This window comes from Salipiger marinus (assembly GCF_035481585.1).
Lineage (GTDB): Bacteria > Pseudomonadota > Alphaproteobacteria > Rhodobacterales > Rhodobacteraceae > Salipiger > Salipiger marinus.
Window position 1 is genome coordinate 179,660 of sequence record NZ_JAYKSL010000009.1, and the last position, 22,375, is coordinate 202,034.

General features: G+C 65.8%; 19 protein-coding genes and 1 tRNA gene. 5 read left to right on the top strand and 15 right to left on the bottom strand.

The window, feature by feature from the left end; all coding sequences use genetic code 11:
• Positions 1-92 precede the first annotated feature (92 nt).
• Both VK682_RS13920 and VK682_RS13925 read right to left on the bottom strand, forming a co-directional pair.
• Entirely contained in the window at positions 93-485 is a 393-nt protein-coding gene (locus VK682_RS13920) for a hypothetical protein (protein ID WP_230795152.1), read from the bottom strand.
• 228 nt (positions 486-713) lie between these two features.
• Positions 714-788, bottom strand: a tRNA-Phe gene (locus VK682_RS13925).
• 153 nt (positions 789-941) lie between these two features.
• Here VK682_RS13925 and mnmH point away from each other — a divergent pair.
• Positions 942-2,000 carry a tRNA 2-selenouridine(34) synthase MnmH gene (mnmH, locus tag VK682_RS13930; RefSeq protein ID WP_230795151.1) on the top strand — a complete coding sequence of 353 codons (1,059 nt, stop codon included), beginning with the start codon at positions 942-944 and terminating at the stop codon, positions 1,998-2,000.
• Here the strand turns inward: mnmH and selD are convergent.
• From selD to urtA, 6 genes are all read right to left on the bottom strand, one after another.
• Positions 1,982-4,141, bottom strand: a complete 2,160-nt coding sequence (gene selD, locus VK682_RS13935; protein ID WP_230795150.1) for a slr1591 family oxidoreductase — start codon at positions 4,139-4,141, stop codon at positions 1,982-1,984. The two genes, mnmH and selD, sit on opposite strands and share 19 nt — an antisense overlap.
• 301 nt (positions 4,142-4,442) lie before the next feature.
• Positions 4,443-5,138 (bottom strand): urea ABC transporter ATP-binding subunit UrtE, encoded by a 696-nt coding sequence (urtE, locus tag VK682_RS13940; protein WP_089846912.1) that lies wholly within the window; start codon positions 5,136-5,138, stop codon positions 4,443-4,445.
• A 9-nt stretch (positions 5,139-5,147) separates the two neighbouring features.
• A complete protein-coding gene (urtD, locus tag VK682_RS13945; protein ID WP_230795149.1) occupies positions 5,148-5,888 on the bottom strand; it encodes an urea ABC transporter ATP-binding protein UrtD in 741 nt (246 codons plus the stop codon).
• On the bottom strand, positions 5,885-7,123 hold the full coding sequence (gene urtC / locus VK682_RS13950; RefSeq protein ID WP_089846915.1) for an urea ABC transporter permease subunit UrtC: 1,239 nt from the start codon (positions 7,121-7,123) through the stop codon (positions 5,885-5,887). Before urtC ends, urtD begins: the two co-directional genes overlap by 4 nt.
• 207 nt (positions 7,124-7,330) lie before the next feature.
• Positions 7,331-9,280: an urea ABC transporter permease subunit UrtB gene (gene urtB / locus VK682_RS13955; protein WP_230795148.1), complete on the bottom strand. Its 1,950-nt coding sequence runs from the start codon at positions 9,278-9,280 to the stop codon at positions 7,331-7,333.
• 87 nt (positions 9,281-9,367) lie between these two features.
• Positions 9,368-10,657 carry an urea ABC transporter substrate-binding protein gene (gene urtA / locus VK682_RS13960; protein WP_230795147.1) on the bottom strand — a complete coding sequence of 430 codons (1,290 nt, stop codon included), beginning with the start codon at positions 10,655-10,657 and terminating at the stop codon, positions 9,368-9,370.
• A gap of 477 nt (positions 10,658-11,134) precedes the next feature.
• Between urtA and VK682_RS13965 the strand changes: the two genes are divergently transcribed.
• From VK682_RS13965 to VK682_RS13980, 4 genes are all read left to right on the top strand, one after another.
• A complete protein-coding gene (locus VK682_RS13965; protein WP_089846922.1) occupies positions 11,135-12,559 on the top strand; it encodes a circularly permuted type 2 ATP-grasp protein in 1,425 nt (474 codons plus the stop codon).
• Positions 12,560-12,563: 4 nt separating this feature from the next.
• Positions 12,564-13,517, top strand: a complete 954-nt coding sequence (locus VK682_RS13970) for an alpha-E domain-containing protein (RefSeq protein WP_089846924.1) — start codon at positions 12,564-12,566, stop codon at positions 13,515-13,517.
• On the top strand, positions 13,514-14,344 hold the full coding sequence (locus tag VK682_RS13975) for a transglutaminase family protein (protein WP_230795146.1): 831 nt from the start codon (positions 13,514-13,516) through the stop codon (positions 14,342-14,344). The genes VK682_RS13970 and VK682_RS13975 overlap by 4 nt, the downstream gene beginning before the upstream one ends.
• Positions 14,345-14,433: 89 nt before the next feature.
• A complete protein-coding gene (locus VK682_RS13980; protein ID WP_089846928.1) occupies positions 14,434-15,156 on the top strand; it encodes an Ntn hydrolase family protein in 723 nt (240 codons plus the stop codon).
• 1,293 nt (positions 15,157-16,449) lie between these two features.
• Here the strand turns inward: VK682_RS13980 and VK682_RS13985 are convergent.
• The 7 genes from VK682_RS13985 to VK682_RS14015 all read right to left on the bottom strand — a co-directional run bounded on the left by VK682_RS13985 (position 16,450) and on the right by VK682_RS14015 (position 22,373).
• Positions 16,450-16,974, bottom strand: coding sequence for a chemotaxis protein CheD (locus VK682_RS13985; protein WP_089846930.1), 525 nt, complete (start codon positions 16,972-16,974; stop codon positions 16,450-16,452).
• A complete protein-coding gene (locus tag VK682_RS13990) occupies positions 16,971-18,017 on the bottom strand; it encodes a CheB methylesterase domain-containing protein (RefSeq protein ID WP_324782070.1) in 1,047 nt (348 codons plus the stop codon). The genes VK682_RS13985 and VK682_RS13990 overlap by 4 nt, the downstream gene beginning before the upstream one ends.
• 123 nt (positions 18,018-18,140) lie before the next feature.
• The gene (locus VK682_RS13995) at positions 18,141-18,491 is read right to left on the bottom strand and encodes a DUF8776 family protein (protein ID WP_089846933.1); all 351 of its coding nucleotides are present in this window, start codon (positions 18,489-18,491) and stop codon (positions 18,141-18,143) included.
• Positions 18,492-18,494: 3 nt separating this feature from the next.
• On the bottom strand, positions 18,495-18,881 hold the full coding sequence (locus VK682_RS14000) for a response regulator (protein ID WP_089846935.1): 387 nt from the start codon (positions 18,879-18,881) through the stop codon (positions 18,495-18,497).
• Positions 18,882-18,890: 9 nt separating this feature from the next.
• Positions 18,891-19,760, bottom strand: a complete 870-nt coding sequence (locus VK682_RS14005) for a CheR family methyltransferase (protein WP_324782071.1) — start codon at positions 19,758-19,760, stop codon at positions 18,891-18,893.
• Positions 19,757-20,224: a chemotaxis protein CheW gene (locus VK682_RS14010; RefSeq protein ID WP_089846940.1), complete on the bottom strand. Its 468-nt coding sequence runs from the start codon at positions 20,222-20,224 to the stop codon at positions 19,757-19,759. The genes VK682_RS14005 and VK682_RS14010 overlap by 4 nt, the downstream gene beginning before the upstream one ends.
• Entirely contained in the window at positions 20,217-22,373 is a 2,157-nt protein-coding gene (locus VK682_RS14015; protein WP_230795144.1) for a chemotaxis protein CheA, read from the bottom strand. The genes VK682_RS14010 and VK682_RS14015 overlap by 8 nt, the downstream gene beginning before the upstream one ends.
• Between the last annotated feature and the right edge of the window lie 2 nt (positions 22,374-22,375).

Here is a 22,375-nt window from a genome sequence, read left to right on the forward strand (position 1 = left end):
GGCGGTGCGCGAGCCGCGCAGGCATGCGGGCCGCGCCGCAGGTCATGCGGGCAGCCATGGTGCGATCTGTGAAGGGGAAAGAGCGGGGCGGGTCAGTCCAGCCGGTCGGCAAGGTCTGGCGGCAGCCGCAGGTCATTGCGCATGAGGGCGACCAGACAGCGCAGGGTGAACGACCCCGCGCTGACCAGAACCAGCCCGATCGCTGCGGCGACAAGGTCATTGACCAGTTCGGACCCGCCCTTCAGCAGCTTGACCGCCTCGATCAGCCCGCCCAGCACCAGCCCGACGGGCGCCAGCCACAGCAGCCAGCCGGGACGGACCACCGCCGCAGGCAGCACCAGCACGGCATAGGCCAGCACATGTTCGAACTTGTCGGAGACCAGCGGGCGGTGATCCAGCGCGGGCATGATTTCCAGCGATCCGACCACGATCAACATGGCCGTTGCAGCGGTGAAGCCGCCGATCAGAAGGTCAGTGCGGGACACGGTGCGGCTTTCCTGCGGCTGTCGAGAAGATACCGCTAGCTCAGTCGGTTCGGGATTCAAATTCATGTCTTTATCTAATTTCGCAAACGCAAGGTCTTGAAACTGCAAGAAACCCCGGACCGCGGCTGCGGCACTCGGAGCGACCATACGAGACGGATATGGAAAGGAGGGAGGAGACGGGTACTGACGGGACCGAAGAACTGACGCTGCTAAACCACGGGGAAGGCGTGGTGCCCGGGGGCGGAATCGAACCACCGACACGAGGATTTTCAATCCACTGCTCTACCCCTGAGCTACCCGGGCACGGGAGAGAAGCATCACTGCCTCTCGGGTGAGGCGGGGGATAGCCGAGCCGCGCGGCGGTGTCCAGAGGGGATGTTGGAAAAAATTCACCGATCTGTCGCGCGGCGAAGATCGCGCTTTCCCGGCCTCGTGGCAGCCGCTATCTCTGCCGGCATGACCCGCAGTTTCCCCCAGCTTTCCGACATCTTCCGCCATGGCTTTGACACGGTGATCGACGTGCGCAGCCCGGCTGAATTTGCCGAGGATCACGTCCCCGGTGCCATCAACCTGCCCGTGCTCGACAACGAGGAGCGGGCGCGGGTCGGCACCATCTACAAGCAGCAGTCGCCGTTTCTGGCGCGCAAGCTGGGGGCGGCTTTGGTGTTCCGCAACGCCGCCGCCCATATCGAGGGACCGCTGTCGCATCACGAGGGCGGCTGGCGGCCCTTGGTCTATTGCTGGCGCGGCGGGCAGCGGTCCGGATCCTTCGGCTGGATGCTGCAGCAGATCGGCTGGCGCGCCGAGGTGGTGGAGGGCGGCTATCGCAGCTTCCGCCGTCTGGTGACGCAGGCCATGTATGACCAGCCGCTGCCGCACCGGCTGGTGCAGCTGGGCGGCCATACCGGCACCGCCAAGACCGCGCTGCTGCCGCGCCTTGCCGCGCGTGGCGTGCAGGTGGTGGATCTGGAAGGGCTGGCGCGGCATCGCGGCTCGCTGCTGGGATCCATGCCCGGCGGACAGCCCAGCCAGAAGGCCTTCGAGACGGCGCTGGCACAGGCCTTTGACGGGCTCGATCCGGCGCGGCCCGTGCTGGTGGAGGCCGAAAGCAGCAAGATCGGCCAGATCCTGCTGCCGCCCGCGCTGTGGGAGGCGATGAAGCTCGCGCCGTGGATCGAGGTGACGGCGCCGCTGGAGGCGCGGGCCGCCTATCTGAACGCCGCCTATGACGACATCCTGTCCGACGCGCCCGCGCTGAAGGACAAGCTGTCGGTGCTGCGGTTCCATCGCGGTCATGCGCTGGTGGACAGCTGGCTTGGGCAGATCGATGCGGGCGACCGGCTGGGCCTCTGCGCCTCGCTGGCGGCGGATCATTATGATCCGGCTTACGAAAAATCTATGCGCGCCATCGCACCTGCGCTGCTGGCGCGGGTGGAAACGCCGGCGCTGGACGCGCCCGCGCTGGACCGGCTGGCGGACCGCATCGCGGCGGTGGTTCAGACCAGCGTGATCTGACCGGGGCGCGCATCGGTGATCTGGCCGATCACCGCCGCGTCATAATCTGCGGCGCGCAGCGCCGTCACCACCGCTGCCCCGTCGGGATGCGCCGCAAGCAGCCCCCCCGCCGTCTGCGGATCGAACAGCAGATCCGCCCGGGCGCCCTGCGCCGCCTCCAGCCCCGGCACGGCGGCGCGGTTCTGCGGATAAAGCGAGGAGCGGATGCCCTGCCGCGCCAGCGCCTCGGCCCCCGCCAGCAGCGGCAGGGCGGCCAGATCAAGCCGCGCGCCGCAGCCCGAGGCCATGAGAATGCCGTCCAGATGCCCGGCCAGACCAAAGCCCGTCACGTCGGTCATGGCATGGGCGCCGCCCAGCAGACGCGCCGCATCGCCCTGCGGGCGGCACATGGAGGCCAGCGCGGCGGCGACAGCGGCACCCGGGGCCAGACCGCGCATTTCTGCCGCCATCACCACGCCTGATCCCAGCGGTTTGGTCAGCACCAGCGCATCGCCGGGCCGCGCGCCGCGCAGCGTGACGGGCGCCGCGTCGCAAAGACCGGTGATGGCAAAGCCGATGGTCAGCTCGTCGCCCATGGAGGTATGGCCGCCCACGATCTCGGCCCCGGCCTGCCGGAAGATCTCCGACGCGGCAGCAAGGATCTCGGTCACGCTGCGTTCGGCCAAAGCTTCCGACATGCGGGGCAGGATCAGGCTGGCGGTGGCGGCCTGCGGGGCCGCACCCATGGCCCAGATGTCGCCAAGCGCGTGGACGGCGGTGATGCGTGCCATCACGGCCGGATCCTCGACAAAGGCGCGCAGATGGTCGGTGGTCAGCACCTGCCGCACCCCGCCCGTGCTCAGCAGGGCGGCATCGTCACCGGGCAGCGGCGTGACGTCGGCGCGGGCGGGCGGCGGCAGGGTGGCAAGGGCCGCCGCCAGCGCGCCGCGCCCGACCTTGGCGCCGCAGCCGCCGCACAGGGGCGGGGCGGTGTCGGGGGTGCCCGCCGCGCGCGGCACCGGCAGGGGCGGCGGGGCCATCTGCGGCAGGTCGCGGAATTTCCGCATGAAGCGGCGGTCGATGTGATCCTTCCAGCGCCACATCAGCGGGCCTGCCGGGGCAAGCCCGAACCGGTCGGCCAGCGCGGATTTGCCCCCCAGCGAGATCAGCTTGAGGTAATCGCGCTGCGGCTGGTAGCGGCGGCGGTCCGGGCTGTCCGCCAGCGCCGCGCGCAGGTTGGCGAAAAGCACCGGCGCCTCGCGCACCGCAAACACCCCGGCCTTGGGGCGCGGGCTGTCGCGCAGATGCGCGCAGTCGCCCGCAGCAAACACCGCCGGGTCCGAGCTTTGCAAGCTGGGATCCACGGTGAGGAAACCGTGGTGATGGGCAAGGCCGGTCTCGGCCAGCCAGCCCTGCGCCCGCGCCCCCGCAGCCCCGGTGACAAACTCGGCCTTGATCTGGCGGCCATCGGCAAGCTCAAGCCCGGTCGCGGTGACGCGGGTGATCTCTGCCTGCTCGGTCAGGGTCACGCCTGCCGCCTCCAGCGCCGCGCGCAGCTTGGCGGCGGCGGGGGGCCGCAGCGCCGACAGCGCCGTGCCCCGGTCCAGCAGATGCACCTGCGCCGCACGGCCCCGCGCGCGCAGGGCAAAGGCCATGGCCAGCGCCAGTTCCGCCCCCGCCACCCCGCCGCCGATCACCGCCACGCGGGCGGGGCCGGGCTGGTCGCGGAAACCCTGCCAGGCCTCGGCAAAGGGCCCCAGCGGCTTGGCGGGCAGGCCATGCTCGGCAAAGCCCGGCAGGTCGGGCATGGCGCTGGTGACGCCGGTATTGACCGAGGCGAGGTCAAAGCGGATCGGCGCGCGGCCCGCCACATGGACCTCGCGCCGCACCGGATCGAGCCCGGTGGCCGCGCCCAGCACCAGCCGCGCCCCGGCAAAGCGTGCAAGGCGGACAAGGTCGATCTCTAGGTCCTCGCGGGCGTAATGCCCCGCGACAAAGCCGGGCAGCATGCCGGAATAGGGCGCGGTGGGGCCGGGGCTGATCAGGGTCAGCCGCGCGCCGGGCAGCGGATCCATCCCCCACATGCGCAGCACCAGCGCATGGGTGTGACCGCCGCCGATCAGCACGAGGTCACGGGTCAGGGGCAGGCTGGGCGCGCGCATGGGGGCTCTCCGGGCTTGGGTGGACCGGGTCTAGCACGCGGGCAGGGAGGAGGGGAGGGGGCGCTGCCCCCGTCTGCCACAGGCGGATGTGTGACGAGAAGGGGGCTCTGCCGCCTGTCCGCCACAGGCGGACAGTTCGAAAAGAAGGGGGCTCTGCCGCCTGTCCGCAACAGGCGGACAGTGAGAAAAGAAGGAGGCTCTGCCCCCGTCCGCCACAGGCGGACAGTTCAAAAAGAAGGGGGCTCTGCCCCCGTCTGCGCTGGCGCGCAGACTCCCCCGGAGTTTAGGGGCAAGATGAATGTCAGATCGAGACCTTGTCCAGCAGCGCCTCGCGGCTGATCTGGCCCGCCTCGCCCGAGAGCGAGACCGTGCCGCGGGTCACGGCGAAGAAGCGGTCGGCCAGCCCCCATGTGAAGTCGAAATACTGCTCCACAAGGATCACCGCCATGTCGCCCTGTTCGCGCAGCTGCGCGATGACGCGGCCGATCTGCTGGATGATGTTGGGCTGGATGCCTTCTGTCGGCTCGTCGAGCAGCAGCACCCGGGGGCGGGTGATCAGCGCGCGGGCGATGGCCAGCTGCTGCTGCTGGCCGCCCGACAGATCGCCGCCCCGGCGGTGCAGGAAATCCTTGAGGATCGGGAAAAGCTCGAAGATATGCGCGGGCACGCCGCGTTCGGCATGGGGCAGGCAGGCGAAGCCGGATTCGAGGTTTTCCTGCACGGTCATCAGCGGGAAAATCTCGCGCCCCTGCGGCACATAGGCGATGCCCGCGCGCGCCGCCTGGAAGGCGTTGAGATGGTCCAGCACCTGTCCGTCCAGCGTGATCGTGCCGCGCGCATAGGGATGGCGCCCGGCGATGGCCTTGAGCAGCGAGGTCTTGCCCACGCCATTGGTGCCCATCACGGCGGTGACCTTGCCCGGCTCGGCGGTGATGCCGATGCCATGCAGGATCTGGCTTTGTCCGTAATGCAGGGTCAGGTTGTCCACGCTCAGCATCTGGGGTCCTCAGCGTCCGAGATAGACGTCAATGACGTCCTGATTGGAGGTCACATGGTCAAGCGAGCCTTCGGCCAGCACCGCACCTTCGCAGAGCACGGTGACCTTGCAGTTCAGGCGGCGCACGAATTCCATGTCATGTTCCACCACCACCACCGCGCGCGTCCGGGCGGCGCGGCGCAGCAGGTCGGTGGTGTGTTCGCGTTCGGCGGGTGTCATGCCCGCGGCGGGTTCGTCGACCAGCAGCAGCCGCGGATCCTGCGCCAGCAGCATGCCGATTTCCAGCCACTGCTTCTGGCCGTGGCTGAGTTCGCCCGCGATGCGTGGCAGTTCGGCGGCAAGGCCGATCTCCTCGGCGATCTCCTCGATCCGGGCGGCGCCGCGCCGGGTCTTGCGGTAGAGCAGCACGTCGAACGGCCCGCGCCTGTTCTTCAGCGCGAGGGCGAGGTTTTCGCGCACGGTCTGCGCCTCGAACACGGTGGGTTTCTGGAACTTGCGCCCCACCCCCGCCCGCGCGATCTGGCTTTCGGACATCTTCAGCAGCGAGACGGATTTCTCCCCCCAGAGCACGCGGCCGGAATCGGGGCGGGTCTTGCCGGTGATGATGTCCATGAAGGTGGTCTTGCCCGCGCCATTGGGGCCGATGATGGCGCGCAGTTCCGGCTCGGCGATCTGGAAGCTGAGGTTGTTGATGGCGCGAAAGCCGTCGAAGCTGACCGAGACGCCGGACATTTCAAGAAGCGTTCTCATTTCTCCTCCTCGCCTTCGACGGTGCGGCGGGCGCCCTTGTCGGGGCCGAAATCGCCGGTGCGGAGCGGCACGGGATGGCGGCGGCTGAGCAGATCGAAGAGCCCGCCGATGCCTTTGGGGGCCAGAAGCGTGACCGCGACGAAGCTGAGGCCCAGCAGCACCAGCCACCAGTCGGTCCATTGCACGGTATAGACGCCAAGGTTGATGTCGGGCGCGCCGCCGCCGGTGAACCAGCTTGACAGCAGCGACACCGCCGCCGCCCCGAGGGCTGCGCCGTAAAGCCGCCCGCGCCCGCCGATGGCCACCCAGACCGCGAGATAGATGGAGGCGATGGGGGCGACCTCGGCGGGGTTGATGATGCCCGCCTGCGGATAATAGAGCGCGCCCGCGATGCCCGCCACCACCGCCGTCAGGGTGAAGACGAAAAGCTTGTAGCTTTCCACATGATAGCCCAGAAAGCGCACCCGGCTTTCATTGTCGCGTATGCCGCGGATGACCGAGCCCATCTTGCCCGACACCACCCAGGCAAAAAGCACATAGCCCAGAGCCAGCGCCGCCGCCGAGGCCCAGAAGAACCAGATCGACAGCGTGGCCTGCGGCACGGCATCGAGCCCCGGCAGGTTCTGCAGGCCGGAAAGCCCGTTATTGCCGCGCAGCCCGGCCTCGTTCTGAAAGAGGTAAAGCGACAGCGCCAGCGTCATCGCCTGCGTCAGGATCGACAGATAGACCCCGGTGACGCGGGACCGGAAGGCCAGCCAGCCAAAGACCAGCGCCAGAAGCCCCGGCACCAGCACCACCAGCGCAAGCTGCAGCACGAGGCTGTCGGCAAAGATCCAGAGCCACGGGAAATCGGCACTGCCCACCACGCCAAAGATCTGCTGGCCCACGGCATCGCGGATCTCTTCGGGCGTGGGCGGGATTGCGGCGGCGCGCAGCGAGTCGGCGATGATCAGCTCGGTCCGGGCATACATCAGCCACATGCCGATCATGTAGCCGCCAAGGCCAAAAAACGCCATGTGGCCAAGGCTCAGGATGCCGGTATAGCCCCAGACCACGTCCATGGCGACCGCCACCAGCATCAGGCAGAGCGTCTTGCCCAGCGTCTTGACGAAAGAGGTGGAGAGATAGCCGTTGCCCGCCGCCTCGGACAGGATGGTGACAAGCAGGACGAACAGCGCCAGCGCCAGCAGGAACCAGGCGACCGAGCGGTTCTGGTGGAAAAGGCCTTGGGTCATGCGGAGGTGTCCTGCGGGCTGGGGAGGAGGGGAGCAAGGGGCTCTGCCCCTCTGTCGCCTTCGGCGCCATTCACCCCGGGATATTTGGGGCCGAAGGAAACACGGGTCTTGGCGTTTTGCGGTTTCCATTGGCCCCAAATATCCCGGCCGGAGGCCGGCCGGAGGGTGACGCCAGAAGCAACGATCGAGAAAGGGGCGCGCATGGTGTCAGTCTCCGGCGGCTCGGCCCTTGAGGGCGACGATGCCCTTGGGGCGGAACTGGATGAACAGGATGATGAAGAGGATCATGTAGGTCTGCGCCGCGAGCGTGTTCGAGGGGTTGACCCATTCGATGCCCTTCTGCAGCACGCCGATCAGCGCAGCCCCCGCCAGCGTGCCCCAGACATTGCCGACGCCGCCCACGACCACCGTCATGAAGCTTTGCACGATATAGCTGGCGCCCATTTCCGAGGTGACCTGCGCGTAGAGCCCGATGGCCACGCCCGCGATGCCCGCGATCCCCGAGCCAAGGCCGAAGGTCAGCATGTTGATGCGGTCGGGGTTGATGCCCATGGAGGCGGCCATGCCGGGGTTCTGCGTCACGGCGCGCACCTCGAGACCGATGCGGGTGCGTTTGAGGATGAAGAGGATCAGCGCCAGAAAGACCAGCGCGAGGACGAAGATCGCGATGCGGATGTTTGCGATCCCCGCCACGTCGTTGAGGATCCACGCGCCGTCGAGCCATGCGGGCGAGGTGAGCGGGCGCGCCTGCGTGCCGAAGATGTTCTTGGCCAGCTGCTGCAGCGCGATGGAGATGCCGAAGGTGGCAAGCAGCGTTTCCAGCGGGCGTTTGTAGAGCCAGCGGATCACCAGCCGTTCCATCGCCACGCCCGCGCCGAAGGTGACCAGAAAGGCCAGCGGCAGCGCCACGACCAGCGACAGCGTGTAATCGGGGATGACCTGCTGCACCACGAAGCCGGTATAGGCGCCCATCATGATGAATTCGCCATGCGCCATGTTGATGACCCCCATCACCCCGAAGGTGATGGCAAGCCCGATGGCGGCAAGGAAATAGATCGAGGCCAGCGACAGGCTGTCGAGCCCCAGATCCAGCCCCTGCCACAGCAGCACGCGGGTTTCGATCTCGTCCAGTGCGGCGCGGGCGGCGGCGGTGATGGCGGGATCGGGTTCGGCATATTCCTCGTAGAAGACATGGGAGGCGAGGGCGGCCTGCCGGTCGGCCTCGGTCACCAGCGGCGGCACGCTGCCTGCGGCGGCGAGCGCTTCATAGGCGCGGGCGCGGGCGGCTTCGCTGCCGAGCTGGCCCAGCGGCACGCCGCCTGCGCTGCCCTCGGTGATGTTTGCGGTCAGCGCCGCCTTGATCGCGTCGCGGCCCTGCACCGGCTGCGCAAGCCCTGCCTCGACCAGCTGCGCATAGGCTGCGGCTTCGGTCATGTCCTCGCCCGGGGTCAGGGTGCGGGCGATGTTGGCGTCTTGGGGCAGGGTGGCGGCGACGCCGGGCCGGGTCGTGAGGATCTGGTTCAGCGCCGCGCGCACGTCCACGGCGATCTCGTCCGACAGCGCCTCGATCGCTTCGATGCGGATTTCGGGCGTGGCGCCGAAGCTTGCGGCCAGCATCCCCGACTGCCGCTGCTTGCGGGCGCGGATGTCGTCATCGGGCTCGTCCTCGATTGAGGCGCGCAGCGGGCCCAGCTGATCCTCGGAGGGGCTGCGCGCGATGGCGTCGAGGGCGGCGATGCGGCGGGCGGGATCGGGGTCGGAGAGCTGGAACTGCACCAGCGCCGAGGCGATGACGCGGCGCACCCCGCCATTGGGGCGGATCTGGGTCATCTCGGCGCGGCTGGCGGTGCCCGCGTCAGTGCCGGTGGCCGGATCGGTCAGGGCATAGCCGTCGCCCGCTTCGGTGGCATAGAAGAACCGCCCGTCGCCCGCGCGCTGGTAGACGCCGCGATCGGCCCAGCGTTCGAGGAAGGTCTGCACCTCGGGCCCGCCCACATCCACCAGCGCACCCAGTACGGTGTCCACCGTCTGGCGGCCGGGATCGGCGACTTCGGCGGCATAGGTCTGCAGCACCGTCTGCAGGTCGGGGGTCTGCGCCCGGGCAGGGCTGGTCGCGCAGAACAGAAGCGCAAGGCAGGTCAGGAGCGCGCGCAGCATGGACGGCCCTTCTTGGTTCGTCAGGGAAAGGAAACGCGACGGGCGCGCGCGGGAGAAGGACGCGCGCCCGTCGGTCACTGCGTCAGATCAGTAGTTGGAGTTGAGCTGCACGCAGGTGCTGGTCGAGGTGTTGTACATGCCGCATTCGAGGTCTTTCCAATCCGATTCCAGCACGGCGGAGTCGGGCAGGAAGTCGGTCCATGCATCGCCCGGCACCGGATCGGTGGAGGAGATGATGTCGAACTGGCCATCGGCGCGGATCTCGCCCATCAGCACCGGCTTGGACAGGTGGTGGTTGACGCCCATCACGGCGGTGCCGCCGGTCAGGTTGGGGAATTCCTGCCCCCACATGGCTTCGCGCACGGCATCCACATCGGTGGTGCCTGCGGCGGTCACCGCGTTCACCCACATGTTGAAGCCGATGTAATGCGCCTCCATGGGGTCATTGGTCACGCGCGCCTCGTCGCCGATGAAGGCATGCCATTCCTTGATGAACCCGGCATTGGCCTCGCCTTCGGCGGACATGAAGTAGTTCCACGCCGCGAGATGGCCCACGAGGTTGGAGGTGTCGAGGCCGGAAAGCTCCTCTTCGCCGACCGAGAAGGCGACGACGGGGATGTCATCCGCCGACACGCCCTGTGCCGCCAGTTCCTTGTAGAAGCCGATATTCGCGTCGCCGTTGATGGTGGAGATCACGCCGACCTGCTTGCCATCCGCGCCAAGCGCCACGACATCGGACACGATGGTCGACCAGTCGGAATGGCCGAAGGGGGTGTAGTTGATGAAGATGTCGGATTCCGCGATGCCCTTGGATTTCAGATAGGCCTCAAGAATGCGGTTCGTGGTGCGCGGGTAGACGTAATCGGTGCCGAGCAGGGCGAATTTTTCGACGCCCAGTTCTTCGAGGAAGTAATCGGTGGCGGGGATGGCCTGCTGGTTCGGGGCGGCACCGGTGTAGAACACGTTCTTGGAGCTTTCCTCGCCCTCGTATTGCACGGGGTAGAAATAGAGCGCGTTCAGTTCCTCGATCACCGGCAGCACGGCCTTGCGGCTGGCCGAGGTCCACGAGCCGAAGATCACGTCCACCGCGTCATTCGACACCAGTTCGCGCGCCTTTTCGGCAAAGAGCGGCCAGTCAGAGGCCGGATCCTTCACCACCGCTTCCAGCTGGCAGCCGAGCAGGCCACCGGCCTTGTTCTGCTTGTCGATCAGCATCAGCATGGTGTCTTTCAGCGTCGTCTCGGAAATCGCCATGGTGCCGGAGAGCGAATGCAGCACGCCCACCTTGATGGGGCACTCGGCATCCTGTGCCGCCACGGCGCCCGCGGCGACGATGGCGAGCGAGGCCGTGCTGAGCAGTTTCAATGTCTTGGTCATCTGACTTGCATCCCTATGGAGCAGCAATCCGGCAATCCTGTCCCGGGCCGGCCCCAAGGGCCGGCTGACCGGGCGAGGCCCTGTGCCGCCTTGATTATTGTTTCGCCGCCTCTGGCCCGGTCCCGACCGGCCTCCGGCAGCATCCCCGTGACGCACCCGTTTGCCGGGCACCCGATTCCAATAGCCGACGCTGCGGCACCCGCCATGAGGATTTCCGGCGGCGCCCGCGCCGGTCCGAACGCGCGCCTAATCCTTGGGCGGAAAATGCCGGTTTTGCCTTTTCAGAAGGCGGCTTGCAGGAAGTTTTGGCGGCAAAGCCCGCAAGTTTTGGCCAGATCGGCGGGAACCCGGCGGGGAATTCGGGCGTTTGCCTATTAATTATGCGCCCAGTCGTCGCGAAATTTCCTTTTTCCTGTGGGGGGGCTTCCGCTTCGTTGCTGAAACGTGGAACGTGGGTGCAAGAGTGAAGGGAAGAACATGAGCCCCAAAGAGCCACCGATCTTCAACGAGATGCTGAACGGCGCCGAAATCCGCCCCGGGTATCAGAGCCTTGAGAAATGGTATCGCTCGATGCCTGCCGAACTGCGCAGTCTCAAGCAGTCCGAGGCGGAGGCGCTGTTCCGCCGGGTGGGGATCACCTTCGCCGTCTATGGCGAGGGCGGCGATCCGGAGCGGCTGATCCCGTTCGACATGTTCCCGCGCGTGCTGACCAATGCGGAATGGCGCAAGATGGATCGCGGCATCCGCCAGCGGGCGGCGGCGCTGAACGCGTTTCTGGCCGATGTCTATGACCGGCGCGAGATCATCCGGGCCGGGCGCATCCCCGAACATCTGGTGACCAACAACGAAGCCTATGAAAAGGCGGTGGTGGGGTTCCGCCCGCCGCGCGGCGTGTTCAGCCATATTGTCGGCATCGATCTGGTGCGCACCGGGCCCGACCAGTTCTATGTGCTGGAGGACAACTGCCGCACGCCGTCTGGGGTCAGCTACATGCTGCAGAACCGCGAGATCATGATGCGCATGTTCCCGCAGCTGTTTCTGGAAAACCGCATCGCGCCGGTGGATGGCTATGCCGGGCTGCTGAAAAAGACGCTGGCCTCGGTCGCGCCCGCCAAATGCGACCACGAGCCCAATATTGTCATCCTGACGCCGGGACAGTTCAACTCCGCCTATTACGAGCACAGCTTCCTTGCCGATCTGATGGGGGTGGAACTGGTCGAGGGGCAGGATCTGTTCGTGGAGGGCGATTACGTCTGGATGAAGACCACCGAGGGCCCCAAGAAGGTCGACGTGATCTATCGCCGGATCGACGATGCCTTCATCGATCCGCTGTGTTTCCGGCCCGAGTCCATGCTGGGCGTGCCGGGGCTGATGAATGTCTACCGCTCTGGCGGGGTGACGATCTGTTCCGCGCCCGGTGCGGGGGTGGCCGATGACAAGGCGGTCTACACCTATGTGCCGGAAATGGTCCGGTTCTATCTGGGCGAGGAGCCGGTGCTGGAAAACGTGCCCACATGGCAATGCGCCAAGGCCGATGACCGCAAATACGTGCTGGAGCATCTGGAGGATCTGGTGGTCAAGGAGGTGCATGGATCCGGCGGCTACGGCATGCTGGTCGGTCCCAAATCCGACAAGTCCACCATCGAGGCTTTTGCCGCGCGCATCCGCCACAACCCCGACAATTACATCGCGCAGCCCACGCTGGCGCTGTCGGCCTGCCCGACCTTTGTGGAGGAAGGCATCGCGCCGCGCCATGTGGATCTGCGGCCCTACTGCCTTGTGGGCGAAACCATCGAACTGGTCCCGGGCGGGCTGACCCGCGTCGCGCTGAAGGAGGGATCGCTGGTGGTGAACTCCTCGCAGGGCGGGGGCGTCAAGGACACTTGGGTATTGGCGGAGTGACGACATGCTGAGCCGGACCGCAAACCACCTTTACTGGATGTCGCGCTATCTGGAGCGCGCCGAGACCACGACCCGCCTGCTGGAAGTGGGGGCGCGCAACGCCCTGCTGCCCAATGTGAACGGCGGCTATCGCAACGACTGGGAAGCCGTGCTGCAGGCCAAGGGCGCGCTGGAACCCTTCCGCGAGAAATATGGCGAGCCCAACCAGCGCAACATCGAAACCTTCCTGTTCTTCGATGCCGACAACCCCTCGTCGGTCTATTCCTGCCTGTCGGCGGCGCGCGAAAACGCGCGCGTGGTGCGCACCGCGCTGACCTCGCCGGTCTGGGACGCGCTCAACACCGCCTATCAGGAGCTGAAGCAGCTGCAGCGCACCGAACGCAGCAAGCTCATGGTGTCGGATCTGACCGAATGGACCATGCGGTCCTGCCATCTGGTGCGCGGCTCCATCGCCGCCACGCAGCTGCGCAATGACGGCTACAACTTCATGGGCATCGGCACCTCGCTGGAGCGCGCCGACAATACCTCGCGGCTGATCGACGTGAAATACTACGTGCTGCTGCCTTCGGTCAGCTATGTGGGCTCGGGTCTGGATCAAAGCCAGTGGGCCCTGCTGCTGCAGTCGATGACCGCGCAGCGCGCCTTCAACTGGAGCTATACCGGCGAGATCACTGCCTCCAAGATCGCGCATCTGCTGATCCTGAACCGCAAGTTTCCCCGGTCGCTGGCAGCCTGCGTGCAATGGACCTGCGAATATCTCGACAACATCGCCGAGAACTACCACAAGGAAACCGAGGCGCAGGCCGTGGCGCATCAGCTTTTTGACGATCTGAGCAATGCCAGCGTCGAGGATATCTTTGACGAAGGCCTGCACGAATTTCTGGCCCGGTTCATGACGCGCAACGCCCAGCTCGCCACGACCGTGCATAACGTCTATCTGAGTGGATTGCCCGTATGATCCTGAACGTGCGCCATGTCACCCGCTACCTGTTCGACGAGCCGGTCCGCGGCATCGTCCAGTCCCAGAAGCTCTGGCCCGCCAGCTGCGCCTCGCAGCGGGTGCTGTCCTGGGCGGTGACCTCCGAAGGCTGCATGCGCGGCGCGGCCTTTACCGACAGCGCCGGCGACCGGGTGGAGCTGGCCAGCTGGCGCGGCCCGGTGTCGGAGATCGAGATCGAGGTGACCGGGCAGGTGGAGACCATCGACCTGTTCGGCGTGCTGCGCGACCACCGCGAAAAGGTGCCGCCTTCGGCCTATCTGCGCGCCACCCGCTCCGTCGCCCCCGACAAGGGGCTGCGCGCCCTGTCCGACGAGGCGCTGGGCGGCATGGACAGCGCCAGCGATCTGGACCGCGCCCATGCGCTCTGCCGTGCCGTGTCTGCCGCCATCGCCTACCGCCCCGGCGAGACCGAGGCGCATACCACCGCCGCCGAAGCCTTGGCGGGCGGCGCCGGGGTCTGTCAGGACCACGCCCATGCGCTGATCGCGGTGGCGCATGTGGCGGGGATCCCCGCGCGCTATGTCACCGGCTATCTGCAGTCGGACGGCGCGGGCGCCAGTCACGAGGCCAGCCATGCCTGGGCCGAACTGCATGTGCCGACGCTGGGCTGGGTCGGCTTCGACCCCGCCAATGCCTGCTGCCCGGATGAACGCTACATCCGGCTGGGCTCGGGCGGCGATGCGCAGGAGGCGGCGCCGATCCGCGGCATGGTGCAGGGCGCGGTGCCGGTCGAACAGCTTGTGGTCGAGGTGGTGGTCACGGCAGGACAGCAACAGCAGCAGTAATCCATCCTTCACGCCGATGGGGCAGGGTTGCTGCGGCGGCGCCGCGGCCCTACAAGGCGCGGGATGTGGTCGGAGGGAACCGGGGGATTATGACCTATTGCGTGGGGCTTCTGCTGGATGCGGGGATCTTGCTGTTGTCGGACACCCGCACCAATGCCGGGCTGGACAACATCGCGACCTATCGCAAGATGTTCCTCTTCGAAAACCCCGGAGAGCGCGCGATCGCCATCATGACCGCCGGGTCGCTGTCGATCACCCAGACCACGCTGGCGCGGCTCAGCGATGCCAATGAAGATGCCGACTCGGCCCGTTCGATCCTGCGCGCGCCCACCATGCTGCAGGTGGCCGAGATCGTGGGGGCGATGCTGTCGGACGTCACCACCGAAATCGCCGCCAAGATGGAACGGATGAGCCAGACCGCCAAAGCCTCGATGATCGTGGCCGGGCAGCGCAAGGGCGGGCCCATGCGCATGTTCCTTGTCTATCCCGAGGGCAATTTCATCGAGGCGACGCCGGACACGCCCTATCTGCAGATCGGCGAGCACAAATACGGCAAGCCCATTCTCGACCGCGTGATCGAGGCCGACACGACGCTGGCCGATGCCGAAAAGGCGATGCTGCTGTCGATGGATTCGACCCTGCGCTCGAATCTCAGCGTTGGCATGCCGCTGGATTTTGCCGTGATCGAACGCGATGCGCTGCGCATCTCGCGCACGCGCCGCATTCCCGACACCGACGAGGGCTTCAAGCGCATGAGCAATGCGTGGTCCGAAGAACTGCGGCAGGCCTTCCAGCGGATCGATCCGCTTTAACGAAGTGCTGGCCTGATCGACCGGCCAGGCGGCGAGGGCGTAGGCCCGGTCATTCTCCGCCGGGATGATGACGACTGCACCGCTTCCGCCCCGCCGGATCTTTCGAAAGGGATGGCGGCGGGAAAGCGTTCCGCAAGGTCCACAGGGCCGGAGACCGCCAGTTTGTCGACGCATCCAGCGTTCCTCTGGTCCTGTCCGAGAGGATCAATCATGGTCTGCATCCGCCATCGGGGCCGGGGCTGCGCAAGTGCCCGGCACCGTAGCGCGGGTGGAGGAGAGCGTTACCTTCTGCACTGCCGTGTCCAGAAAGGGGGCGTCGACGCGCGCCCCAAATGCCATCTGTCGATCTGGCACCGGACCGGGCTGCTTTAGGGCCGCGTGGCAGTTTGGCCTGCAGTTCCAGAGGTGCGACTGGCCTTGTGCTCCAGATCCGAGCACCCCCCGGCAGGGCACGTCGCCGCGATGCCCTGCGTGGCGCGGCGCGCGGAGATCTGGCCGCTGCCGCGCGCGGCACAGGGGCAGGTATCGCCCTCCTGCGCAGCATCAAAAGCCCGGAAACCGGCTGTTGAAGGTCCTGAAAGCCCGACCAGACCCCCTCGCCGCCCGTTTTTGCCAGACCACCATCCCCTGCTGACGGACAGCGTAATTCATAAAATCGCCCCAGCGCGGGGCAAACCTCACCTTCACCCGCTCTGTACGCGGCGACTCCTGTCCGGCGGGATCCGCCCTATGCCGCGCCTTGCTCCGGTGACCAGCAAGCAGAGCCTGCCCACCCGCCTATGCCGCGCTTTGGCACGAAAAGGTCGCGCCTCAGCCGGATCACGCAGCATCGCATCGTCCGAACTTTGCCCCGCATCTCGCTGCGGGACCACCGGGAGAGGTGTCGGCGCTGCATGCTCACCAATAGGCCTGCCTCATTGCGGCACCCGCCCGCGCGCTTGTGTGATGCGTCGTCATCTCTCACGCAGCATCCGGACCGGGGCGGGCCGCAACGGGATCGCCTGCAAATAGCCTCGGTCCCGCGTCCCGCCTGTGCAGGCTCGGTCTGCTGTGGCGTTCAGCGTCGCAGCTTGTACCGAGCCTAACCAGAGGACGTGCCAGATCAACACATGAGCGAAACCTGCGGCTGTTCCGATGGTGAAGCCGCTTGTCTGGTGTCGCGAAAGGGCAGCCCATGATGGGCGACCGGTGAAAGGCGTGAACGTCGGCGGCAGTCTTGTTGCCCCTCATGCCGGCGAAGAGCTTTGCAGGGCACACGCCGCCTTATGGCAGGCCGGGGGAAGTGATCTGAGGTCAGAACAGGATGATTTCGGTCTCCGCTGGTTTGGGTGGGGCAATCGGCGCGACCCGTTCGAGTTCGCCGGGGACGATGAACTGGCGCACGCGCCCATCGGTGGGCCAGAACCGGATGCGGCGGGCGGAGCTTCCTCCCGTGCTGGCCGAGGCGAGCGGAATCGACTCGTTCTGAAGAAACTCCTTCGCAAACGCCACGTTGTCACTGCCAATATCCCGCAGCTGGCTGATCATGTTGGCACCGCCAAACAGCTTCGCGATGAGGCGGTTCTTGCGCGCGCCATGTTTCAGCATGCCGTTGATGAGCAGTTCCATGGAATACGCGCCATAACGCACGTTTTCCCCCTCTTTCCCGGATCTCTGCGGCAACAGGAAATGGTTCATGCCGCCGACCCGCGCTTCCGGATCGCACAGGCATACGGCTGCGCAGGATCCCAGCACCGTCGACAGAACCTCCCCCGGGTTTCGGGAGATTTTGTATTCTCCCTGGATCACGTTCACGAGCTTTTCGCCGGACTCGATCATTTTGCGATGATCCTTGCACTGGGGGAGGATTTTGGCGCCTCGCAGGCGCGCAGCACCGCTGGTCCGATCTCGGCAAGGGGCAGACAGCTTTGCGCTGCCCCCAGCTGAACCGCCGCACGGGGCATGCCATAGACAATGGATGTGGCTTCATCCTGCGCAAAGGTAGTGGCCCCAGCGTCGCGCAGTTCCTTGAGCCCCTGTGCACCGTCCCGGCCCATTCCGGTAAGCAATGCCGCCACCGCGCGTCCGGCCCCAGGGACCGCCGAAGAAAACAGAACATCCACCGAGGGCATATGACCCGAGACCGGTTCGCCGCTGCGCAGCACGATGCGCATGGGATGGCCGCCGCCCAGCATCAGATGGGCGCGGCTGCCTGCCGCTATCACCACTTCGCCAGGCCGCACCGTGTCGCCATCGCGCGCAGCGCGCACCGTGGCCGCGCATTGACGGTCGAGCAGGCGCGTCAGGCTGTCGCCAAATCCCCCTCCGGTATGCTGCACAATGAACGTGGGGGGGCAATCCGAGGGGAAATGTGACAGGACCGTCAGAAGGGCATCAACGCCACCGGTCGAGGCACCTAGCAGGATGAACCGGTCGGAGCGAGGTGCCCCTGCAGGGCTTCTGGGGGCCACGGGCTGGCTTCTGATGGTCTGCGCATTCCGGCGCGTGGTGCGGGTCACACTTCGCAGCATATCCACGAGGATCTGCGCCGGGGTGTCCGGATCGATCGCAAACAGATCGGATTTTCGGTTCCAAGGCGAAGCTTCTCTTGCGGCTTCCGCCTCGCTGCGGGTCTTGATGACCAGCCAGCGCACGTCCAGCGCCGAAAAAAGCGCCCGCATCACCTCGAATTCCGGCATCAGCGCCAGACGCTCGGCAATCAGCACCGCCATGGGCTCACGCTCTTCCACGACCGTGTAGGTGGTCATGAGATCCGTGGTTTCTGCCATCACCTCGACAAAGCTCGACGGTGCGATTTCAGAAGCGAGACGGTGCCGGAATGCCCTGTCCGGATGTGCTATGACTAGAGTGATGCGCGACATCGTCCAGCTCCTTTCTGGTGGTTTCCGCCCGCGCTGCTGCACGTGCCGATCTGTCTTGCTTTTCGCGATGGTCTGCTCTTGGCGCTGCGGCGTGTGGACCCGCTGGAGAAGGTTCCGAGGCTGTCAGAACAGTTCAGGGGCATTGGCGACGAGTTGATCTGAATCCTGACCGCTCAGCCGCAGCGCCAGTTCGCGCAGAGGGATGGCGGCGAGCGCCTCGGCGAGGTCCAGCCCGGTGGGATCATCGAGTTTGCGGGCCAGCCGTTCCACATAGGCGGCCAGGGCATCGGTCGATTGCGCCAGCATGTCCAGTTCCTGAAACGCGGTGATCGCGACGGCGCCCAAAGTCGCATCTTCTCTGGCATAGATATGCTCCATGCCATGCTCGAGCCGCTCCAGCCGGTTCTGCAAATGGCGGATCTCTCGCGACAGGAGCCAGGTCGCTTCGCCGGGAGTCAGGATGCGCATGGACATGGCCTAAAGCTTTCCCACCACGCTTTCGATGCAGGCTTTGAGCGACAGCGAGGTAAACGGCTTCTTGATCATGTTGTTCAGGCCAAGCTGCTTCGCCTCTGCCACCATTTCTGGGGTCGGCTTGCCGGTGACGAGGATAAAGCCCATCCGTTGGGTCGCCTTGTTCTGGCGTACCGCCTTGAGCAGGCCCAGCCCGTCCATGTTGGGCATGTTGAAGTCGGACAGAACGAGATGCACGGGGTTGGCGGAGAGGCGGGCGAGCGCCTTGGCTCCGTCGTTTTCGGTGACGTAGTTCGAGATACCGATCTCGTCGAGCGCCTGTGTGATGAGGCCACGGCTGGTTGCCATGTCGTCGACCACCATGATGCGGAGGGAATCTTTCAGGCTCATAATTGTCTCCTAGTTCGTGGCCGGCCTGTCGCGGCCCGGTCGCTTTCGGTAGGTTGTCACGCCCGCAGTCGCGAGGTCCGATGTGGCGGGGCCGGAGACACGTTCGGAATGGCCGATAAACAGCAGGCCGCCCTCCCGGAGCATCCTGGCAAGATTGGCCCAGAGGGTCTGTTGGGTCTCTTGGTCGAAATAGATCGCGACATTCCGGCAGAAGATTGCGTCGAAGGGCCCCCTGAAAGGCCAGGGTTCAACGAGGTTCAGTTCGCCGAAGGTCACCAGCGCCTTGACGTCCGGCGCCATTTCGAAAAACCCGGCATCGGTCTCCCGTGTTACCGTCCAACGGGACTGCAGGGCCGCCGGAATCGCCGCCCGTTCTTCCAGAGGATAGCGGGCCGCCCGCGCCTTGCGTACAATGGCCGGGTCGATATCCGTGGCGAGGATGCGCATGTCCCGGCGGGCTGCATCCGGGAATGCCGCGAGCAGAGTCATGGCGGTGGAAAACGCTTCCTGTCCGGAGGAGCAGCCGGCCGACCAGATGCGCACGCGTCTCTGCTGAGAGAATTGTGGCAGAAGCTCCGACTGGAGCGAGTCGAAGTGGTGCTTTTCCCGAAAGAAACTGGTGACATTCGTGGTTAGGGCAGAGACGAGTTCAAGCCGTTCTTCGCCCTCGGCCTCCGCGGCCAGCAGGGTCATGTAATCGCGAAACGAGGCGACATTGCGCGCACGCAGACGCCGGGCCAGACGCGAATACACCAAGGGCTTCTTGCTGTCCGCAAGGCTCAGACCGAATTCCGCGCGGGCGAGCTTGGCGAGATTGCGGAAGTCATCATCGGTGAAGGTGAATTCGCGCGGGCCCGCCTCGAGCGGCGACAGTGTCATGCGACCATGCCCCCGTCAGTGTCCAGCACGGCATCCAGATTGACGACCCGCACCATCGACTCTCCAACCGAAATGACGCCAAGGATGGCCTGGCGGGCGGCTTCCGATTTGATGTCGGGTGTCTCCTGAATGGAGGATTTGTTGACCGACAGAATCTCCGAGACCGACTCGACCAGAAGCCCGACGGTGGTGCCACCCGCGGCGGCGACGATGACCACGTTGCGCTCGTTGTCCACCGTCTTGCCAAGGCCAAAGCGGGCCGAAAGATCAAAGATCGGGATGACGGCGCCGCGCAGGTTCATCACCCCCAGCACGTCTTCGGGCGTGTGGGGAAGCTTCGTCACTGGGGTCCAGCGGCGGATCTCGCGGATCTGGGTGATCTCGAGGCAGAAGCTTTGATTGCCTGCTGAGAAGGTGATGAATTCGAACTGTGTTTCCGTCGGGCCTTCGAGGACATCAAGCATGGCGAAGTTCCATTCTGGGGGAGGTGACCGCAGCGAAATAGGGGGCGGCGGGCTGGAGTTTCACGAGTTCTTCGGGATCAAGGATGAGGGCGATCTTGCCGTCGCCGAGAATGGTGGCGGCTGAGACGCCGGGAATGGCGCCGTAATTGCTTTCCAGGCTCTTGATCACGACCTGGCGCTGATCATGGATCGCTTCCACCCGGAGCGCGGTGAGACCTTGCGATTCCGTGCTGACCAGAAGCAGCACGCCATTGCCCGGATCCTGGGCGCCGGGAGCCAAGCCCAGGTTCCGGGCCACGTCGACGATTGGAACATAGGCGCCGCGCACAGAGATCACGAAGCCCTTTGTGCCGATGGAATGCAGGTCCCGGCGGTTGGGGCGGATGGTTTCGATGATCGACGCAATCGGAATGACCATGGTCTGATCGGCGACCGAGATGACGAACCCATCCATCACCGCAAGAGTCAGCGGCAGGACAATGGTGAAGGTCGTGCCCGCCCCGGGACTGGAGGTGATGGACACCCTGCCGCCCAGCGCGGCCACGGCATTTTTGACGACATCCATCCCGACGCCCCGGCCCGAGAGGTTCGACACCTCGCTCGCCGTCGAAAAGCCCGGCAGGAACAGCAGGTTGTCGATCTCTGCCTCGGACAGTTCGGCCTCTGGCACCACCAGACCCTTTTCGATGGCCTTTTCGAGGATGCGCGCGCGGTTCAGTCCGGCACCGTCATCGGCAATCTCGATGAAGACGCTTCCGGACCGGTGAGAGGCGGAGAGCCGGATCGTGCCGATGGTATCCTTGCCCGCTTCGATCCGCTTTTCGGGCTTTTCAAGCCCGTGATCCACCGCGTTTCGCACCATATGGGTCAGCGGATCGGCCAGACGTTCGATGACGGTCTTGTCCACCTCGGTGGAATCGCCGACGGTGACAAGCCGGGCTTTTTTGCCGGTGGCCTCCGACGCCTCACGGACGATCCGCGACATGCGCTGGAACAGCGGCTTGACCGGCTGGGCGCGGATGGCCATCACGCCTTCCTGAATGTCGCGCGCGAGCAGCTTGTAGGCCTCAAGCTCGTTGGTCAGATGGGCGACCGCGGGCAGTTCCAGTTCCTCGATCCGTTGCGAGATCATGGCCTGGTTGATGATCAGCTCGCCCACCGTGTTGATGAGCCTGTCCACGCGTTCCAGATCGACGCGCAGGGTGGGGCGGGGCCCGCGCGGCTCTTCCTTGGAGGCGGCGGTGCTGCGCGGACTGGGCGGGCCGTCTGATCCGGCACCCGGCATTACCGAGGCGACCTTCGCGGATTTGACGAGCGTGGCGGGCGGCGGCTTCATCACGGTAGTTTCCGTCACCGTTTCCATGTCGAAATCCGGCGTGTCGGACTCTTCGGTCACGGACATATCGAGCTCGCAAAGCGATTCCACGAACTCGAATATCTCGTGCAGAACGGTTTCGGGCTCGGCCGTTTCCAGCTGCAGCTGCCAGGCCAGCACCGCGTCATTGGGATCGAACGCATCGAAATCGGGCAGAAAAGACAGATCCGCCTGCACCGTCAGCGTGCCAAGCTCCGCCAGCGCATCGAAAAGCAGCAGCGGCTCGTGCCCATTGGCGTAAAGAGCGCGGCTGGGTTTGAACCGGATGTCGAACTGGCGCAGCGCGCTGGGCGGTGTTTCCGGGTATTCCGGGCTCTGCTCGCTTTCCGCGGACGTGCCGAAATCCAAAGACAGCGCATCAAAGCTGAAATCCTCGTCGCCGCCCTGCTCTTCCTCGCCCAGATAGGCCTCGAGTTCGCGCAGGATCGTCGCCTCGGCTTCGGCATTCGGGTCTCGTTCGTCGCGCGCCGCTTCCACCAGATCGGCAAGCTGGTCGCCGGAGCGGTGAAACAGCCGCATCAGCGCCTCGTCCACCATCAGCTCCTGTGACCGCACCTTGTCCATCACGGTTTCGAAGGTATGGGCAAAGCTGACCAGACGGCCAAGCGCGAAGGCGCCAGCCCCTCCCTTGATCGAGTGGACAGCCCGGAACACCGCGTTGACCACGTCCATGTTCCCGGCGTCTTCCTCCATCGCCGAGAGGCCTTCGACCAGCGCTTCTAGAAGTTCTTCGCATTCCTCGAAGAAGGTGTCCCGGATCGCGTTCCTTGACATGG

Excerpts from the sequence above, each read along its gene's own strand:
- VK682_RS13965 (WP_089846922.1), top strand. The coding sequence starts at position 11,135 with ATGAGCCCCAAAGAGCCACCGATCTTCAACGAGATGCTGAACGGCGCC.
- VK682_RS13970 (WP_089846924.1), top strand. The coding sequence starts at position 12,564 with ATGCTGAGCCGGACCGCAAACCACCTTTACTGGATGTCGCGCTATCTG.
- VK682_RS14015 (WP_230795144.1), bottom strand. The coding sequence starts at position 22,373 with ATGTCAAGGAACGCGATCCGGGACACCTTCTTCGAGGAATGCGAAGAA.
- VK682_RS13990 (WP_324782070.1), bottom strand. The coding sequence starts at position 18,017 with ATGTCGCGCATCACTCTAGTCATAGCACATCCGGACAGGGCATTCCGG.
- VK682_RS13995 (WP_089846933.1), bottom strand. The coding sequence starts at position 18,491 with ATGTCCATGCGCATCCTGACTCCCGGCGAAGCGACCTGGCTCCTGTCG.
- mnmH (WP_230795151.1), top strand. The coding sequence starts at position 942 with ATGACCCGCAGTTTCCCCCAGCTTTCCGACATCTTCCGCCATGGCTTT.
- selD (WP_230795150.1), bottom strand. The coding sequence starts at position 4,141 with ATGCGCGCGCCCAGCCTGCCCCTGACCCGTGACCTCGTGCTGATCGGC.
- VK682_RS13980 (WP_089846928.1), top strand. The coding sequence starts at position 14,434 with ATGACCTATTGCGTGGGGCTTCTGCTGGATGCGGGGATCTTGCTGTTG.
- urtC (WP_089846915.1), bottom strand. The coding sequence starts at position 7,123 with ATGACCCAAGGCCTTTTCCACCAGAACCGCTCGGTCGCCTGGTTCCTG.
- VK682_RS14005 (WP_324782071.1), bottom strand. The coding sequence starts at position 19,760 with ATGACACTGTCGCCGCTCGAGGCGGGCCCGCGCGAATTCACCTTCACC.
- VK682_RS14000 (WP_089846935.1), bottom strand. The coding sequence starts at position 18,881 with ATGAGCCTGAAAGATTCCCTCCGCATCATGGTGGTCGACGACATGGCA.
- VK682_RS13975 (WP_230795146.1), top strand. The coding sequence starts at position 13,514 with ATGATCCTGAACGTGCGCCATGTCACCCGCTACCTGTTCGACGAGCCG.
- urtA (WP_230795147.1), bottom strand. The coding sequence starts at position 10,657 with ATGACCAAGACATTGAAACTGCTCAGCACGGCCTCGCTCGCCATCGTC.
- urtE (WP_089846912.1), bottom strand. The coding sequence starts at position 5,138 with ATGCTGAGCGTGGACAACCTGACCCTGCATTACGGACAAAGCCAGATC.
- VK682_RS14010 (WP_089846940.1), bottom strand. The coding sequence starts at position 20,224 with ATGCTTGATGTCCTCGAAGGCCCGACGGAAACACAGTTCGAATTCATC.
- urtD (WP_230795149.1), bottom strand. The coding sequence starts at position 5,888 with ATGAGAACGCTTCTTGAAATGTCCGGCGTCTCGGTCAGCTTCGACGGC.
- VK682_RS13985 (WP_089846930.1), bottom strand. The coding sequence starts at position 16,974 with ATGATCGAGTCCGGCGAAAAGCTCGTGAACGTGATCCAGGGAGAATAC.
- urtB (WP_230795148.1), bottom strand. The coding sequence starts at position 9,280 with ATGCTGCGCGCGCTCCTGACCTGCCTTGCGCTTCTGTTCTGCGCGACC.